This is a genomic window from Dysgonomonas sp. BGC7 (genome assembly GCF_001261735.1).
Classification (GTDB): domain Bacteria; phylum Bacteroidota; class Bacteroidia; order Bacteroidales; family Dysgonomonadaceae; genus Dysgonomonas.
The window spans coordinates 192,323-209,016 of record NZ_CVRP01000013.1 but is presented as its reverse complement, the minus strand read 5'-3'; the positions used below and the strand labels follow the sequence as shown (position 1 = coordinate 209,016).

The window sequence follows — 16,694 nt, the reverse complement described above, 5'->3', positions numbered from 1 at the left end:
ATAAGTATAATCTTTTAATTAGTTAGATATGTATCCTCTTGAAGCTATTTCAATCCAACATCTTTTAACAAATCACTAGTCAATTTAGATAAAGGGCGTTTTTGGTTTTCAGATTTATCAATATAATTTCCAAATATCAATTTATTGATCTCAGATGGAGTCTTACCTAGTTTAGAGAAATCCTCAACAAGCCCAATATAATAAGCTTTATTATACGCATAAGCTTTATCTATAACCTCTGCAATATAATCAACATGTTGTTGATATAATTCTTGCAGAGCAAAGGTTTTTACATTGTTTTTACATTTTTCGATAAAGTCTTCTGTGCATCCTTCTGTTGGGTTAAACATTACATTGATTTGAGTCTCATTTAGTATGTAATCTCTGTGATTTATATTAAAGTTAAAATTATCTCCAAATCCCTCAAAATAAGGATGTAGTAATTTTGTCTCATCATCAGATTTAATATGATTACATATTGAGCAGCAAGGTATAAGATTATAAAATGAAAGGGCTAAATGTGGATACGCTGATTTTGATAAAAAATGATCAAACTGTGGTCTTGCTTTCTTCTTTCTATCTATTGTGAACGTATATTGTCTATTACAATATGGACAAGTATTTATATTTAGTTGTTTTGATAGCCAATAACCATCCTCACAGCACATTACTCTATACTGATTTTCCATATACATATTGAAATGTTTGAAAGAATCTTTTCCTTCAAGATGATATAGTTCAGCAAACTCTTCATTTATTTGGGCAAACTCGGTAGGTAAGGCTAATATAAATGACTCAATGTTCTCAATATAATGAGACTTAAGAGTGTCTTCTCCTTTCCGTCTTTCTCGAGACTTAATCCGCTCCAAGTATTGCAAAGCGACTTCGTTTAAGTTACTATGTTCAATTTTGATCATCAATCCTTTTTTTTAGAGTTTCTATTTCCCTTTCAAGCTCAGCAATTCGTTTATTCATATTTTCTGGTATCCCTTCACAATATTTATATAACTTCATTAATTGATCTTTCAACAAGGGTTCACCAACTAATTGTATTTCTTTTAAAGTAGTAGATCTTATCTGTCCATTCTCTAATTCATCAAATAACTTATTTATTTTTTTCTTTGCGAACTCTCCTATGGGTAAGCCTTTAATAAAAAAACTGTTTTTGTATAATGTATGTATGTTAGCACCGAAAGTATTGTCTCTACTTATTGAGTCAACAACTCTACATGTTCCATCTTCATTTTTATCTAAAAATATAACATTGTTTTTGGGAAAATCAGAAAGCAGAATAGGAGAATGAGAAGCCAATAGAATTTGCAGTTCAAAATTAGAAAATACGATATGACATATTGAAATAAGAATATTTATAAATTTTCTTTGAAGCTCTGGATGTAGTGATAACTCAGGCTCATCTAATATTATTGTGAGACGTTTAGCATCATTATTTATCTGTGATTTAGCATAATGCAGATTTGCGAAGAAATCAAGATAGGATTCTTCACCTGATGACAAGGGGTATTCCCATGCAACTTTGAAACATTGTTCAAAATATAACTCTTTTCGAGAAGTTTCTCTATATGAATATTTATCTGCAATATTTTTGTAAAATTTGAATAACAAAAGGGAATATACAGTCAAGACTTCTTGTGCATCCTTAATAGACAATATTGATTCTGAAAGATTTTGTTCTGGTTTTGTGTGAATATTATCTAAGATAATATCCAATTTCAAGAATAAATCATTTATTTCTTTTGTATCATTATTAATTAAAGAAATATTGTTGTAAAATAAGTAAGTGAATGTTCTATAGTGAAGAGCTTTTTCTGCATTTATAAAGCTTTCAGCCTCTTGTTCAAATCCCATATCTAAACAATAAGTATATAATTCAAAGAATAAAGCTTGATACCAAAAAGCTTTATAATTATCTTCTCTCTCTTTTTCTGTAGTGTAACTGTTAAGAAATAATTGTCCATATTTCTCTACTTTAGTCAATAGCTGTTTAGATTGTTTTACCTTTCGATTAAAGGTTGGTCTTATTGTTTGGATTCTACAAAGTTTTGGGATATTAATATCTTCAATATTTAATTGGGGATAAGCATTAATTAAGTTTATATGCCTCAGCGTACTTTCATATTTGTAATAATATAAGGCTCCTCCTAAAGATATCATTTTACCATTTGAGAACATATAACTACCTGCATCTGTTCCAAATATAGAATGATTTTGCATTGCAATATTTAATAAACTCTTTAGAGACAAATTTACTGATGATTTATTTCTAAATTCGTCTAGATAAATCTCTTGAAAGAAACTAGAGCTATAATAAATAATAGGATGGATCAAATTTTCATGTATTATATCATTAGTAGATGTAATTATAGTTATCTTTTCTTTTATTAATGCATTAATCTTAATATTATCATCTGCAAACACTTGAACTTCATCATCTTTCTTAAATATGTAAATAGAAGATGTATTACTGAACGTAATATTATTTACTAAATAATTAAAAAGATTACTTTTTCCAGCTCCATTTCTACCAATAACAGCAGTAATATTGGTTATATTTTCTACACCCCAAAAGTTAGGAATATAATTATCCTTATACGTAATAGATATAATCTTACCTTTTCGATCAAACGAAAAGGTAAATTCAGGAGAGAAATTAAATTCGCAGTCCTTTATATTTTTCCCGTCATCTTCAATATACAAGTATAATAATCCCATAGTATCAATCTGTTATTCTTATCTATCAAAGATAAATAATATTTGAACCTGATACTGATTATTTATTTATGTTTTGATTATAATAATTCTCCTCCAACAACTTTAATACATCACTTTCCTTATACAACACCTTCCCACTAATCTGTATATATGCAATCCGCCCATTACCTCTCCAATCTTGTAAAGTACGTTGAGAAATATGAAGCATATCTGATACTTCATTATTGGTTAAATATCTTTCTCCATTTAATGTAGGCGTATTGTTTTCGAAAGCTTCTCTTAAGGAATTGAGTAGTTCATCTAGATTTTCAAAAAATAAAATAATATCTTCCGACTTACAATCTTTTATTTCCATATACTTACTTTTTTATGATCGATGCTTCAATTAGTTTTTCTATGTCTACCTTTTTGTAGTAGCACTTATAGCCAATTTGAGAATGGGCTAGTGTTCCATTATCTCGATAGGTTTGTAATGTACGTTTAGAGATTTTGAGTAATTGACAGACTTCTTGATTATCAAACCATTCGTCTTTATTTTCCCTTTTTCCACATAACTCCCTTAGTTGAAGAGAGAATTCTTTTAGTTTAGCTTTCATAAGTTGATAAGTCTTTTCTTCTATTGCTATAATTTTCATATCAAATATTCTTTTAAATTTTGTTTAATCTATTTTCATTGCAATGACTTACTTACAAACAAATAGAAAATATTTATTGATTTGAGGGAATGAGGAGTAGAGGCAGTAAGTGGTAATGAGCGGCTTTACTCATCAAAAATTAGTATTAGACAAGTGGTTATCTCCTCTCCAAACGGCAAGGTAATCATAAGCGGAATAACTAAATCTTGAAGAGATTTTTTATGTATTGATAACTAGATCTTTGACTCTTTATTTATTTATCTTTTAGCTTTCTGTATGATAAACTGAATTGTTGGGTTATTGGTAAATAATAGTAACGAGTTAAATATTTAATCGTTAAGCAAAAAATAATTATATTTGAAAGAAGAAAGCTGAGAAGAGAAAAAGGTTTTTGCCGAAAGCTTTATGCGTGTTTTAGATTTTTGTTAATATGCTTATAGAAAATAGTCTATAAGGCTTAACTTCTAAAGAGGCAAGCTTTGACAACATGATTGTAATCACGTGGCATCGTCTCATGAGAACAAGCTAAGGTTAACAAGCTTCCTATCAAGAAGTCAGAAGATTCTATCGTAATCGTACCTATGATATTTATATTAACGTTCATCGTAGTATAAGTTATTAGAGTTGATAAAGATATGAATAAGATTCTAACACATAAGGAGTGGTATTTTTTCATTTTTTATGGAAATTATGTCGTGTATCTATCTTGCATTTGCTATTAATGCTCCTATCCTCAGCTTTCTTTTTATGATTATGGCAAGAAATATATATGAAAAACATTGGTGGGATACTAAGCGGTATTTACACATAGGAGTTCCCCCTACCGAAAAACAAAAGAAAAAGTGGATATGTGAAGCAGTACAAAATAAACAATTTGTTTCTTCTCATTCATTTATGCCCCTAATTCAGCGTATAATTACGACTTCACGATATAGAAAGAAATATATAGAAGGATATGAAACAAGAAAATCTCGTTTACCAGTTAAAGAAAGAGAAATTTGTTATGCCTGTCATTTAGATGCTATAATTTATAAATATTATGCAGAATTTATACAGGATAAATATGAAAATATTTTAAAGACAAATAACTTATTAGATGATTGTATAGTCGCTTATCGAAAAGTACCCATTGATAAATCAAGACCTGATTTAGATAAAAACAAATGTAATATTGAGTTTGCAAGAGATGCATTCCAATTTATAAAACAATCAGAGGAAAACGAATTGTTCGTAGGAGTTTATGATATTTCTAATTTTTTTAATAGTCTAGACCATAATTTGCTAAAAAAGGCTTGGATTAATGTATGCGATTTTAAAGATACATTACCAAATCATCATTATACGGTTTTTAAAAATGCGACAATGTACTCGTATGTAAAAGAGGAAGAACTTTTCAATTTATTTAAAGATCGAATTATCTGCAACAAAAACAAATCATCCTCTGAAAGAATAAGCAGGCGAATAAAAAAAATAAATTATTTATATAGTAATAAAAAACATGCGATCGCTTTTTGTGAAAGAAAAGATTTAAAAGAAATAAAGAACAAAAGGCTTATATATGATAATCGATTTGAAATAGTTGATGAAATAAAAAGTAAACGAAAGAAAGGTATTCCACAAGGCTTACCTATTAGTGCTGTCTTAGCAAATATTTATATGCTTGATTTTGACCAGAAAATAGTAGAATACTTATCTAGCATTGGAGGGCTATACAGGAGATATTCAGATGATATTATTATTGTTTGTAATAAGGAGTATAAAGATATTGTTCGTGAATTATTAAAGAATTCTATCGAACGTTTAAGGCTTAATATACAAGAGGAAAAAGAAAAAGAATATTTATTACAAAAGAATAATGAAGGTCATTTTGTATGTAGAGGATTAAAATATCCTTTCAAAAATAAAATTGAATATTTAGGATTTGAATTTGATGGACAAAGAATTCTATTAAAGAGTGCGAGTATTGCCGGTTTTTATAGCAGAATGAATAGAGCAATCAAAAGGAGTAAATTCTATTCTGAAAGTATTAATAATAAATCTAAAGGACATATATTTCGAAACCAGCTATTTAAACGATTTACTTCATATGGTGCAAAAAGAAAGAAAGTATATAAACAAATGAGAGATTCTTCAGGGAAAATTCAGAATTATTATATAGGTAGAAAAACTTGGGGTAATTACATTTCTTATGTGAATAGAGCTTCGGCAACAATGGAAGAGCCTGCTATTAAAAGGCAACTGAAAAGGCATTTGCCAATTTTGAGGCGAAAATTAAATCAAAATATCTCATCCTCTCCAACACTATCAACGCTGAATGATTAATATTTTTTTGCAGAATATAAGATTGTTTAGATTGAAATTGAAATAACTTTGACACATTGAAAATTAGAACTTTAATCCTCTATTCCGTTTCTTATTTTCTTCTTGTTTTTCCTGTTTATCCGACTTACTTACTGATTCACTGTTGTACTGACTTACTGAATTCATGTCGTCATGTTGTACTGAATTAGTTAATTCATCCATTCGTTCTTGCATTTTGATTTGTTTTTGGATGCTTCCACTCTTCATAGCATTATAACATTCAAAGCTCTCGTTCAGTGGGCGGTCATAGTTAAATAACTTATCAAAACCCTTTTCCGCTTGTTGAAAAAGATTAGCCCTATCAAAACCTCCCTTAACAGTTCCCTTCTTCGTGTTCTTATGATTGGTTAAGGGTGATAATTTTTTCTTATTCGATTGATCTTTTCTGCTGACAATAATATGGCAATGCATATTACCCTCATTGTTATCTGACCTATTCCTATTAAAGTGAATCTTGCCATAAAACTTAATATCTTCTGCCGATAAGCCTTTATTGAAGTTCTTGGCGTATTCGGGAATAAAAACTTCCCGAATATATCTTCTCATGGCTTCGGCTTGCTCCTGTTCGGTGCTACCCATTGCTTGTAGTTCCTTAGCCGATGGACTGATGTGGATAGCATAAAATTTAGCATCGGTTTTGAGTAATTGAGCTTTGTTGCTGTCAATATCCTTTATAACTTGTGATTTATACAAGTTTTCTTCTGTCAGATTGAAAAATCCTTCAGTATAAATACCTTTCTCTATCCGTTCTAAATCCTCGTGTTCGAGATAACTACAAAGCTTTCTACAACTGCCTGCATTATTATATATTCCGTTGGATGGTGGTGGAAAATCGATATTCATTTTTTGTGTTATTGTTCATTTATGAGATTCGTTATCTCTGTTTTCAAGTTTTCCTTTCGTTTTCCATCCATTAGTCTAGCTGTGGCTAGTTCCGAATATAGGCTGATAAGTTGTAGAAGTTTCTTATTATCCTTCTGCTGATTCTTATAGATTGCTGATAACTGTTTCCCTTGATTGTTAATCGCATCTGCATGCCCTGTAAACTTCTCACTCAATATCTTTAGCAGATTGCTCTGCCCTTCTTGATTAGCTTTAAGATGAGAGAGAATGATATTTTCCATTGATTTGACAATATTATCAAACCTTGTTGCAATCGAATTACTTGTTCGGATCATAGGGTTAAGTTGTTCCTCTTCGTAGTGTCGTATAAAACGAATCAAGTCGTCTTGCCGTTTGTTTATCTTCCTTAGTTCGGCTTTTGTTGATTCGGGAGCTTCGCTCGGATTGATATTTGTCTTATCCAGATACTGAAAAGCTAGTTTTGTAATTTCTCCTTTTTTCAGCGAATAGCGTTTACAAAGCTTTTCTATAATTCTATCTGTTTCTTTGTCTATGGCTATTGTAGTAAATACAATATTTCGATTCTGTTTGGTCATAGTTATAACTATTTTATAGTTATTCATATATCTAACTTGCTTAGATAGAATTATCTATCAATTCCAGTTATAGCAAGTGTTATAACAGTGCTTTTGGTTAAAGCACTAAAGCCGAAGGCTTTGCCCCGAAGGGCAAGAGGAGAACAGGACGATAGTCCAGTTCCCTCTTGCTCAATTTAGCTAAACAATCCGAAGCGGTTGAGCGAGGGTGTTTCTGCTAAATGCGGAGCCTTTAGGGAGGGGCATGGACTAAACATAGCCCTCTCCCTTTTGCACTATTCTGCTTAGATCAGTAAATGCAGAATCATTTCAAGGTTTTGCTATCTTCTATGCCTTTGTTGAACATCACAACTTCATTTTTTGAAGCATAGGATTGGATAAACTCTTTTACATCAGCCATACGATAAAATGTCTTTCGCCTGACGAGGAAATAGCGAAGTTGACCACTATCCCGATATCTTTGGAGTGTTCGATATGATACTTTAAGAAGAAAAGCGAGGTCTTGATTATCCAACAATTTATCATCATTGGTAAATGCTTCTCCTGTTGCGATTACTGCTTTCAAATCGCTACCTATAGTTGTGAGCTTCTTGTTGAGCTTTTCCATCCATTGGATGAAGTCTTCATTGTCTAAGTACATAATTCTTTTTTTGAAATTAATATTCTGATTAATTCCAATCGATTGGTAAAGCAAAGAACTGACAATTGGAGACAGAAAAATAGAGGGATAGTTAACTACCCCTCTAATGATTGTTTGAAATATGTTCATATACAATGTGTTATAAATTCATTATTTTTCATCTTGTTTCTTTGTCCTTGCGAATTATCATATTGCGAAGGAAATCAAGGGCTTTCGTTCTGTTGAATGGTTTTCGTTTATATATTTCACTGGTTTTGTCTGAGATATCACCAAAAGAAACATTAAATATCAGTTCAAATTTATTTCCAATCTGACTTTTGCTTGCGGGTTTACCATTATTGTTCAATACTTCCTTACTTAGATACAGGCTTTCAACAATCTCAGCCAATGCGACAATCCCCAAGTCTTTTGACTTAGGGATTATATGCAGATCAGATTTAAAAATCTGATCTTTTACAAATTGTTCAGGATGGGCAAGTTTTGTCTCTAATAATACAAGCTCAGAGTCAATAATAGAAATAGCTTTCTGCAAATAGAGATTTTTCAGGGCATTTTTCCCCCTGCTCGTATAAAATTTGTGCTTGCAATGATTGGAACTCTATACGAGTCAAATTCAATTTTCGAAAGACTACGGAATAGTCTGTTTCGCATTGATTTAAGGTTAATACTTCTTTTACAAAGCTTTCATAAGCAAATTGCATTTCATGGTTAGTAATTTTCGGAGAGAAATTAATCAGAAGATTGAATAACTCTGTTTTAACGAAATCATTCATAGGCATAAAAAATATTGGTGAATTTTATATGTTGTGACTGATTTTCCTGTTCTGGTTTTGAATTATTCTTATATATAAAAATGCCCCTCTTTTATCAGAAGGGCAAATGAGTTTATGTATTCTTATTTATAACTTTCTGATTCGTTTGGAAAAGAAGATGTTTTAACATCTTGAATATAATTCAAAGTTGCCTCTCTCATTATAGATTCGAGATCAGCATATCTTCTTACAAATTTAGGGGCAAAATTTTTATTCATACCCATGGCATCCTGTATGACAAGCACTTGTCCATCAGTTCCATTCCCTGCGCCAATTCCTATTGTTGGAATTTTAATTTTCCGAGATATTATCGAAGCAAGACTTGCAGGTATTTTCTCTAACAAAATCCCAAAACAGCCAAGTTCTTCCATTAATAAGCAATCTTCTATTAGCTTGTTGGCTTCTTTCTCATCTTTAGCTCTGATACCATACGTACCATATTTATTGATAGATTGAGGCATCAAGCCTAAGTGAGCCATAACTGGAATACCTGCATCAATTATTTTTCTAATATCTTCCTGAATTTCTTTCCCTCCTTCTATCTTAATGGCATTAACACCTGTTTCTTTCATCATTCTAATTGCAGAGCTTAGTGACTTAAGCGAGTCTCCAGAACATGTTCCAAAAGGCATATCGGCAATGACAAATGCATTCTCTACCCCTTGTACAACACACTTAGCATGGTATATCATTTGATCTAGAGTAATAGGAAGTGTGGTTGCATTGCCTGCCATTGTATTGGACGCTGAGTCTCCAATCAAGATACAATCAATCCCTGCTTGATCTATTATTCTTGCCATAGAATAATCATATGCGGTTAGCATACTGATTTTTTCTCCTCTTTGTTTCATCTCCCATAATATATGAGAGGTAACTTTTCTTTTTTCTTCTATGTATGTAGACATATTATTTCTATCCTTCCTTATAAATAGTCTTGCCTTATTGGAGAGAACACATCTACAACTTCTCCTGCTTCTATAATTTGCATTGAATGCTCAATATTAGCAGGGATTGAATAAGCATCTCCTTCTTTCAATAAATATTCTTTTCCTTCAAATGTCAACTTATATTTACCTGAAACAACATAACCGCTTTGTTCATTAGGATGCCTATGTGGAGTGACATTATCTGTCGTTTTATAAAGCATTTTTGTAACCATTGTATCTTTACCGATAGAAAGTACTACGAAATCCACACCTAGAAACTGTCTATTAACTGCATTATCTTTTTTTACGATATTTTTCATTGTTCGATATTTTTATTGTTTAATATTAATTCCATTTGTATGTCTCCTCTTTCATAAGCTGTATGATATTCAGCTAACTCTTTAAATCCTAACTTTCTATATATGCGAATAGCAGGCTTTAAAATTGTATTACTTTCTAGGAAGATTGCTTTTGCTCCTAATTCTCTTGCTTTGTTTATCGCTGTTTTACATAGTAATACACCGATTCCTTTGCCTTGGGCTTTAGGGCCGACAGCATATTTTGCCAATTCATAATCGTAAACTGGGTCATCCATCTTATATAAGGCACAAACGCCGACAGGCTCATTTTTATAAAGAGCAACAAAAATATATCCCCCTTTGTCCAATATATATTCTTGTGGATGATCCAATGCTTTATAATCAGCATCCTCCATCTTCCAATGCGCAGTAATCCATTCTTCATTTAAACCTCTAAAAATAGGCTGATAACAAGCTGTATAGGGAACAATAGTAATATTCTGACTTTCCCTAACTCTTTTCTCCTCTTTCACTCGCTGTAATAGAGGTTTTTCAGCTAATAAATACTCCCATTCCTCTATCGCTTTCCAAAGATTGTGTTTAGCTTCTTTAGATATAGCTTCTACTGCTGTTCCTACATCCTCAAGTGTAATATGCATTGGGGCGACTGCCTCCTGACCTTTTTTTGATAGCTTAACCATATTCCGTCGTCCGTCGGCTTTGTCTTTACTTTCCTGAACAAGTCCTTTGGCTGACATTTCCCGTATGATTGTACTTACCGAAGGGTGAGAGTGCCCTATTTCCTCGGCTATTCCTGTTATTGTACGTGGGTTACCATCGGACAAAAGAAAGAATACGGGAAACCATTTAGCCTTAAAATCCATACCATAGAGCTGATATATTTGTGAAGCATCTTCGGTTATTATATCAGTTAGCATCCGCAGTCTACTACCGATAGCCATTATCCCTAATTTGTCAAAAAACTCCATACTAAATAATTTATAATGTAATTAAATACGTAATCGATTACGCAAATTTAAATAGTATTTTATTTTACACAAAGAAGTCGGAAGATTTATTTTTAAATATTGAATATTATTTTTTCTTTTCAACTGATAAACACCCCATTTAAAAAGAGAATAATAAAAGCAAGGTTTTGATAAATAATACTCTTTCGCAGAAAGGAAGATTATTTATTCAAACTCGGAGAGCCTGACCTTGATTAAATTATTCTCTTGCTTATATCTTCGTGTTCAGATGAAAGAAAGTTTCTATCTTAATTATTCATCTCTCACATACCCAATTCTTTTTCTAGGCTTATTTTCCTCTTCTTTTTGACTAGCCAATTCGGTCAAAGCCTGATAAATCTCATTAAATTGCATATTTGTTTCTATCATAAAGGTTTCTAATTTTTGATTAAGTTCAGCATATCCCAAAGCATATTTTCGAAGCGCAACGAAAGCTCTCATTATAGATATATTTACTTCAATCGCAGTTGGAGAACGCAATACTCCTGATAGCATCGCTACACCTTCTTGAGTAAAAGCAAAAGGTGTAACTGTGCTGTGTTTCAACTTTTCTGGTAACTGGTCGCAAATTGCGACCAGTTCAATCCATTCCGTTTTTGTTAACTCAAACATAAAATCAGAAGGGAATCTTTCGATATTTCGTCTTACTTGTTCTTTAAGCCTTTTGGTCTGTACATTGTACATTTCGGCTAGGTCAAAATCCAACATTACATTTAAGCCTCTGATTTGATATATTCTATTTTGAATTATTTGCAGTTCCATTGTTTTCGGGATTAAGATTATTATTAAACAGTTTATTATCCACATTCATCATATCCTCTAAAATGCTTTCATCCAATACTCTGGCATAATGTTGAGTCATTCGAGTAGACGAATGCCCTAGCATTTTGGCTACATTCTCCATAGTTACTTTATTGGCGAGCGTAACCGAAGTGGCAAACGTGTGCCTGCTGCAATGCGTTGACAATCTCTTATTTATATTACATACTGTTGCAATTTCTTTGAGGTATGCATTCATCTTTTGATTAGTCGATACAGGTAAAATTTGCCCTCGCAATTGACAACCTTTGTCAGAGCTATATTTTTGCAATAACTCTCGTGGAACTCTCAATAATGGAATATTGCACATATTATTCGTTTTAATACGAGGTTTACGAATCCACATCTCGCCCTTATTCCCATGAATAATATGTTCCGCTTTCAGGCTCTTAACATCAACGAATGCTAAACCAGTAAACGCACAGAACACAAATACATCTCGTACTTGTTCCAATCGTTTGCAAGGCATTTCCTTTTCCATTAAAGTATTCAGTTCGTACATCGTTAGAAATTCTACATGTACTTCGTCTTGTCTAAACTTGATCGGAGCAAAAGGGTCTTTTTGTAACCAGTCATTGACCAGAGCAATGCGAATAATTTTCTTGAAAATTTTTAGATGCTTAATAGCCGAGTTATTTGCACAACCTTTTTCAGTTTTCAGATACAGTTCGTACTTGCGGATATAATCTTCATTAATATCTTTTAATGGAATATCCTCTATGTTCATTTCCATTGACATAAATTCTTTGAGGTATTTCAATGAAGTATCGAATTTGTAAATTGTAGACTGTGAATATTCTACACCGAGAAGTTTTCTGCATCTCTCGTTATGATCGGAATGCACTTCTACTAAAGTTTTTCCTTTCTCTTCATCTTCATGATTTCCGAGATACATATCTTTGAGAAGTTGGGCAGTAATGTGTTTGCCATCTAGCTCCAATTCTCGGTACATAGTAGTAATTTTTGCTTTTGCAGAATTGATGTAGTTGTTCAATTCGATTGCTGATTTGTCTTTAGCTCTTGACTTTTCCTTAGCTGGGTCCCATAAATTGGGAAGGACAGTAGCTTGTAAGCTAACTGCTGCTACTCGTTTATTGACTGTAATCTTTAGGTAGATAGGAACTTTACCATCTCGTAAAGCATTTGATTTCTTTACATAGCAGGATAGGTAAAACGTACTTTTAGAACAGGTCATTTTCTCTTCCATAATCTTGAATTTTTTTGGTTATAAAGTTATAAATTCAAGCTCTTAGAGATGCTATGCAAAACATTGTGATACAGCGAAATAAAACCTTTGCTGCTACCAAAGTGTTGCCTGTTTTTTATTTTTCAAAATAGGTAGCGAATTAGTAGCGGCAAACCTGCTTTAAACCGCATTTTTTTGCTTTTTGACCAAATTTCAGGGAATAAAAAAACTCTGAAAATCGCCTGATTTTCAGAGTTTTGCTTTGTTTTGGAAGATTTTCCAGTGCGGATGAAGGGACTCGAACCCCCACGCCTCTCGGCACCAGATCCTAAGTCTGGCGCGGCTACCAATTACGCCACATCCGCGGCTAAAATGCGTTAGCGGGTACAAAGATATAATTATTTTTCTTAAAGCAATACTTTGTACTAAAAAAAACAGACTTATTCTTTCAAAATATTTATTGTTTGTCTTTACTTTGTTGTAAATCTTTGTTCTATCGTTATATTTGTATCGAACAATATATTCTGTTTTTATGAGAAAGTTAATACTCTTTGTTTTTCCACTATGTTTTTCGTTGACATTAGCCTCTCAGTCGGAGAAGAAAAATATGATTAGTTTTGTTACTTCTCCGTTTGGTAGCGTCTTATACGAATATAAAGGAGATGTTCAGGGAGGAGCCTCATATGATGGGAAATCTCACTGTAGTTTTGGAATGGAATACAGTAGAAACCTCTCAAATAGTTTTGAGATGAGTTCTGGTATTCTATTCTCTCATAATAAAATAAAATCAACATCCTCTTATTATCCTGGTACTTTCACATCTGTCAGAAATTTTACTGTTAACTATATATCTGTTCCTCTTATTGCAAAGGTTAGCATCTTTGATTATCTCTTTCTCAATACAGGTGGAATAATTAATATAAGAATATCAGGTATTGATAAAGACTATATTTCGTACGATGATAATATATTAGCTTTCTTCTTCGGTATTGGGGGCGCCTACACTTTCTCGACAGGAATACATCTGTCTGCTAACCCATTTGTTCAATTGAACAACCTAAGTCCAAACCGCACAATGGACTTTATTAATTACGGAGTAAAGTTGGGTATCGGATATAAATTTTAGAACCCTCGTTGTCTCATTGCCTCAAAAGTTAATATTGCAGTAGAAACAGATACATTGAGAGAATCAATTTTGCCTCGCATGGGAATCTTTATTCGGGCATCCGCATTCGATAGCCAAAACTCTGTTAATCCATCGGCTTCTGTTCCCATTATAATAGCTGAGGAATGAGTGAAGTCTGTTTCTTGATACCATTTAGAAGCTTGTAGTTCTGCAGCAAAGGAAGTTATCTCATTTTTTTTCAAGAAGCTTAAAGCCTCTTCTGAAGTACAGACTGCTGTTTGTACAGTAAATATACATCCTACACTCGAACGTATTGCATTTGGGTTGTAAATATCTGTCGCCGTGTCGCATATGATAACTGCGTCAGCCAATGCGGCATCAGCCGTTCGCAATATTGCACCCAGATTTCCCGGCTTTTCTACAGCTTCCAGTACTATGATGAAAGGGTTCTCCGGTATTTTAAGATCTGCTAATGTATGGTTTTTGGGTTGGGCTAAGATTAGTAATCCGTCTGATCCTTCTCTGTAGGCTATCTTTTCGAAGACAGCTTCTGTTACTTCAAATATCTTATTTTCAGATATATTGTTTAGTACATCAGGATAGTTACTTTTTGAAAACAGGCTTGGACAAACATATATTGAATTGATTTCGTAGTCCGCTGATAGCGCAAGGCTAAGCTCGCGCGCTCCTTCTATGATAAACAGACCTTGCTCTTTGCGCTCTTTACTTTTAGAGAGCTTTACAATATTTTTGATCTTTGGATTTTGCAGACTGCTGATTATTTCCATATGATATATTTGTTTGATACAAAAGTAGGCTTTTTAACTAAAAGGTGACAAAAGTAACAGCTTTTTTTACGGTTTATAAAGTGTAACTTTAAGGATATAACTCAAAATTTGATTTCTTCCCGAAATTCATAACTATTTGATTATTATAAAATATAATTTTAACTAAAACCTGACAAACTTGTACGGTTTTTTCTTCCTTTTGTTGTCATTGCATTTTCTACTTCTGTTTACTTGTTCACTCATACATAGATAATTTTTCTACTTCTATATTCAAAATATTCATTTTTTATGTTTGTGTGACTTAAGGTTTAATGCTATAAAGAAAATAACTGGAAACTCCTTAAATTTTGTACCTTTGTTCCCGAAAAATTAGGATTATGCCGAATTTCTCTATAAAATATTTTCGGCAGTAGTAGTATAAGTAAATAATGCGATTGTATGAAATATATATGGATACTTGCTTTAAGTATTCTTCCACTTGTGGGGTGCGGCTCTGACGTTAAAAAGACTGAAGACGGAGATGTAAATGAGAATGTTATAGCTAAGAAATATACCCGTTTTGGCGGCAACTACAACAGTACATTTAACGATATGCACGAATTGCATATAGAAGCTGCTGCTGCAAATGGTGTAGGTCCTCTTGAGACAAGAGCCGATACAGCTCTGTATGAGGATAAGCTGGTTCGGATTCCTAGCGAGCTTGAGATATATAAAGTAGATCGGCTGACTCATTCCATGCCTTTCTTGGTTCCCAAAGCAGCTACTCTTCTTTCAGATATCTGTCTCAATTTCAGAGATTCGCTGACAAGGAAAAAGATGGCTGTATATAAGCCGATTATAACCAGTATAACCCGCACCGATGACGATGTAAAAGGCCTGTCGCGCAGAAATCGTAATGCCAGCGACAATTCGGCACACCGTTATGGTACAACTTTCGATATTGCATGGACACGATTCGATAAGGTGGATCCTACCGATCCACGCACATTAGACGATGGACGCCTGAAAGCTGTTTTGGGGCAGGTGTTACACGACCTACGTCAGCGGGATAGGTGTTATATCAAGCATGAACGAAAACAATCTTGCTTTCATATAACAGTAAGATAATTATAGGTTATCGTGTAGTTCGATTTGTAAACGTGTTGATTTAGACTGATGAAACGCTACTTTATATATCTATCGTATAACGGAGAGAAATACTGCGGATGGCAGATACAACCCAATGGAATGTCTGTTCAGGAAGCAATAGAAACAGCTTTGGCTACATTGCTCAGAGTTCATACTCCGATCGTGGGGGCAGGCCGTACCGATGCCGGTGTACATGCCCGAAAGATGGTAGCGCACTTCGATAATGAGAAGGATTATCTTGACTTAGATCTGTTGGCAAAAAAGCTGAATAGCCTGTTACCCCGGGATATAGCGATACATAAAGTCTTAGAAGTGCATCCCCAAGCCCATGCCCGATTCGATGCTATATCAAGATTATACAGGTATTATATTACTACCCGAAAAGATCCGTTTCTTCATCATCTGAAATATAAGGTGTATGGGGATCTAGATTTGGATGCAATGCAAAGTTGTGCCGATGTTTTATTCGAGTACGAAGATTTTACCAGTTTCAGTAAATTGCATACTGATGTGAAAACTAATAATTGTACGATAATGCAGGCTCGATGGGAAAGGCAAGACGGCGACTATATATTCACCATTAAAGCCAACCGTTTTCTGCGTAATATGGTTCGTTCGGTAGTAGGTACATTGCTGGAGGCCGGTCGGGGGAAGATTGATGTGTATGGTATGCGCCATATAATAGAGGCTAAAGACAGAGGGGCTGCCGGAACATCGGTGCCGGGACATGCTCTTTTTCTTGAAGATATAGAATATGATAATAGTATTTTGGGATAA

General features: G+C 33.3%; 18 protein-coding genes and 1 tRNA gene. 4 read left to right on the top strand and 15 right to left on the bottom strand.

Annotated elements, in window-relative coordinates; all coding sequences use genetic code 11:
• Positions 1 to 44: 44 nt before the first annotated feature.
• From BGC7_RS13130 to BGC7_RS13115, 4 genes are read right to left on the bottom strand one after another with little or no spacing between them, the layout of a single operon-like run.
• Positions 45 to 917, bottom strand: a complete 873-nt coding sequence (locus BGC7_RS13130) for an HNH endonuclease family protein (protein ID WP_050702052.1) — start codon at positions 915 to 917, stop codon at positions 45 to 47.
• Positions 904 to 2,730 (bottom strand): AAA family ATPase, encoded by a 1,827-nt coding sequence (locus BGC7_RS13125; RefSeq protein WP_050702051.1) that lies wholly within the window; start codon positions 2,728 to 2,730, stop codon positions 904 to 906. The genes BGC7_RS13130 and BGC7_RS13125 overlap by 14 nt, the downstream gene beginning before the upstream one ends.
• A 58-nt stretch (positions 2,731 to 2,788) precedes the next feature.
• A complete protein-coding gene (locus BGC7_RS13120; RefSeq protein WP_050702050.1) occupies positions 2,789 to 3,085 on the bottom strand; it encodes a helix-turn-helix domain-containing protein in 297 nt (98 codons plus the stop codon).
• A 4-nt stretch (positions 3,086 to 3,089) separates the two neighbouring features.
• A complete protein-coding gene (locus BGC7_RS13115; RefSeq protein WP_050702049.1) occupies positions 3,090 to 3,365 on the bottom strand; it encodes a helix-turn-helix domain-containing protein in 276 nt (91 codons plus the stop codon).
• Positions 3,366 to 4,118: 753 nt separating this feature from the next.
• On the opposite strand from BGC7_RS13115, the gene BGC7_RS13110 reads away from it, so the two are divergent.
• On the top strand, positions 4,119 to 5,687 hold the full coding sequence (locus tag BGC7_RS13110; RefSeq protein ID WP_157258722.1) for a reverse transcriptase domain-containing protein: 1,569 nt from the start codon (positions 4,119 to 4,121) through the stop codon (positions 5,685 to 5,687).
• 63 nt (positions 5,688 to 5,750) lie between these two features.
• On the opposite strand, the gene BGC7_RS13105 is transcribed toward BGC7_RS13110, so the two are convergent.
• From BGC7_RS13105 to BGC7_RS13055, 10 genes are all read right to left on the bottom strand, one after another.
• Positions 5,751 to 6,569 carry a DUF5712 family protein gene (locus BGC7_RS13105; protein ID WP_082206723.1) on the bottom strand — a complete coding sequence of 273 codons (819 nt, stop codon included), beginning with the start codon at positions 6,567 to 6,569 and terminating at the stop codon, positions 5,751 to 5,753.
• 8 nt (positions 6,570 to 6,577) lie between these two features.
• Positions 6,578 to 7,165 (bottom strand): BfmA/BtgA family mobilization protein, encoded by a 588-nt coding sequence (locus tag BGC7_RS13100; RefSeq protein ID WP_050702083.1) that lies wholly within the window; start codon positions 7,163 to 7,165, stop codon positions 6,578 to 6,580.
• 304 nt (positions 7,166 to 7,469) lie between these two features.
• Positions 7,470 to 7,805, bottom strand: a complete 336-nt coding sequence (locus BGC7_RS13095) for a helix-turn-helix domain-containing protein (protein ID WP_050702082.1) — start codon at positions 7,803 to 7,805, stop codon at positions 7,470 to 7,472.
• 157 nt (positions 7,806 to 7,962) lie between these two features.
• On the bottom strand, positions 7,963 to 8,337 hold the full coding sequence (locus BGC7_RS13090; RefSeq protein ID WP_242034352.1) for an RteC domain-containing protein: 375 nt from the start codon (positions 8,335 to 8,337) through the stop codon (positions 7,963 to 7,965).
• A 363-nt stretch (positions 8,338 to 8,700) separates the two neighbouring features.
• A complete protein-coding gene (panB, locus tag BGC7_RS13080) occupies positions 8,701 to 9,522 on the bottom strand; it encodes a 3-methyl-2-oxobutanoate hydroxymethyltransferase (protein WP_050702044.1) in 822 nt (273 codons plus the stop codon).
• Positions 9,523 to 9,539: 17 nt separating this feature from the next.
• Positions 9,540 to 9,863, bottom strand: coding sequence for a cupin domain-containing protein (locus BGC7_RS13075; RefSeq protein ID WP_050702043.1), 324 nt, complete (start codon positions 9,861 to 9,863; stop codon positions 9,540 to 9,542).
• Positions 9,860 to 10,831: a bifunctional helix-turn-helix transcriptional regulator/GNAT family N-acetyltransferase gene (locus tag BGC7_RS13070; protein WP_050702042.1), complete on the bottom strand. Its 972-nt coding sequence runs from the start codon at positions 10,829 to 10,831 to the stop codon at positions 9,860 to 9,862. The genes BGC7_RS13075 and BGC7_RS13070 overlap by 4 nt, the downstream gene beginning before the upstream one ends.
• A 291-nt stretch (positions 10,832 to 11,122) precedes the next feature.
• Positions 11,123 to 11,632, bottom strand: coding sequence for an ORF6N domain-containing protein (locus tag BGC7_RS13065; protein WP_050702041.1), 510 nt, complete (start codon positions 11,630 to 11,632; stop codon positions 11,123 to 11,125).
• Positions 11,607 to 12,896 (bottom strand): site-specific integrase, encoded by a 1,290-nt coding sequence (locus BGC7_RS13060; protein WP_242034353.1) that lies wholly within the window; start codon positions 12,894 to 12,896, stop codon positions 11,607 to 11,609. Before BGC7_RS13060 ends, BGC7_RS13065 begins: the two co-directional genes overlap by 26 nt.
• Positions 12,897 to 13,158: 262 nt before the next feature.
• Positions 13,159 to 13,240 (bottom strand) — tRNA-Leu (locus tag BGC7_RS13055).
• A 167-nt stretch (positions 13,241 to 13,407) separates the two neighbouring features.
• Between BGC7_RS13055 and BGC7_RS13050 the strand changes: the two genes are divergently transcribed.
• Positions 13,408 to 14,001 carry an outer membrane beta-barrel protein gene (locus BGC7_RS13050; RefSeq protein ID WP_082206720.1) on the top strand — a complete coding sequence of 198 codons (594 nt, stop codon included), beginning with the start codon at positions 13,408 to 13,410 and terminating at the stop codon, positions 13,999 to 14,001.
• On the opposite strand, the gene BGC7_RS13045 is transcribed toward BGC7_RS13050, so the two are convergent.
• The gene (locus tag BGC7_RS13045; RefSeq protein WP_050702039.1) at positions 13,998 to 14,789 is read right to left on the bottom strand and encodes a TrmH family RNA methyltransferase; all 792 of its coding nucleotides are present in this window, start codon (positions 14,787 to 14,789) and stop codon (positions 13,998 to 14,000) included. The two genes, BGC7_RS13050 and BGC7_RS13045, sit on opposite strands and share 4 nt — an antisense overlap.
• Positions 14,790 to 15,227: 438 nt before the next feature.
• Between BGC7_RS13045 and BGC7_RS13040 the strand changes: the two genes are divergently transcribed.
• Positions 15,228 to 15,896, top strand: a complete 669-nt coding sequence (locus BGC7_RS13040) for a DUF5715 family protein (RefSeq protein ID WP_050702038.1) — start codon at positions 15,228 to 15,230, stop codon at positions 15,894 to 15,896.
• Between the two features lie 48 nt (positions 15,897 to 15,944).
• Complete coding sequence (gene truA / locus BGC7_RS13035) at positions 15,945 to 16,694, top strand: tRNA pseudouridine(38-40) synthase TruA (protein ID WP_050702037.1); 750 nt, start codon at positions 15,945 to 15,947, stop codon at positions 16,692 to 16,694.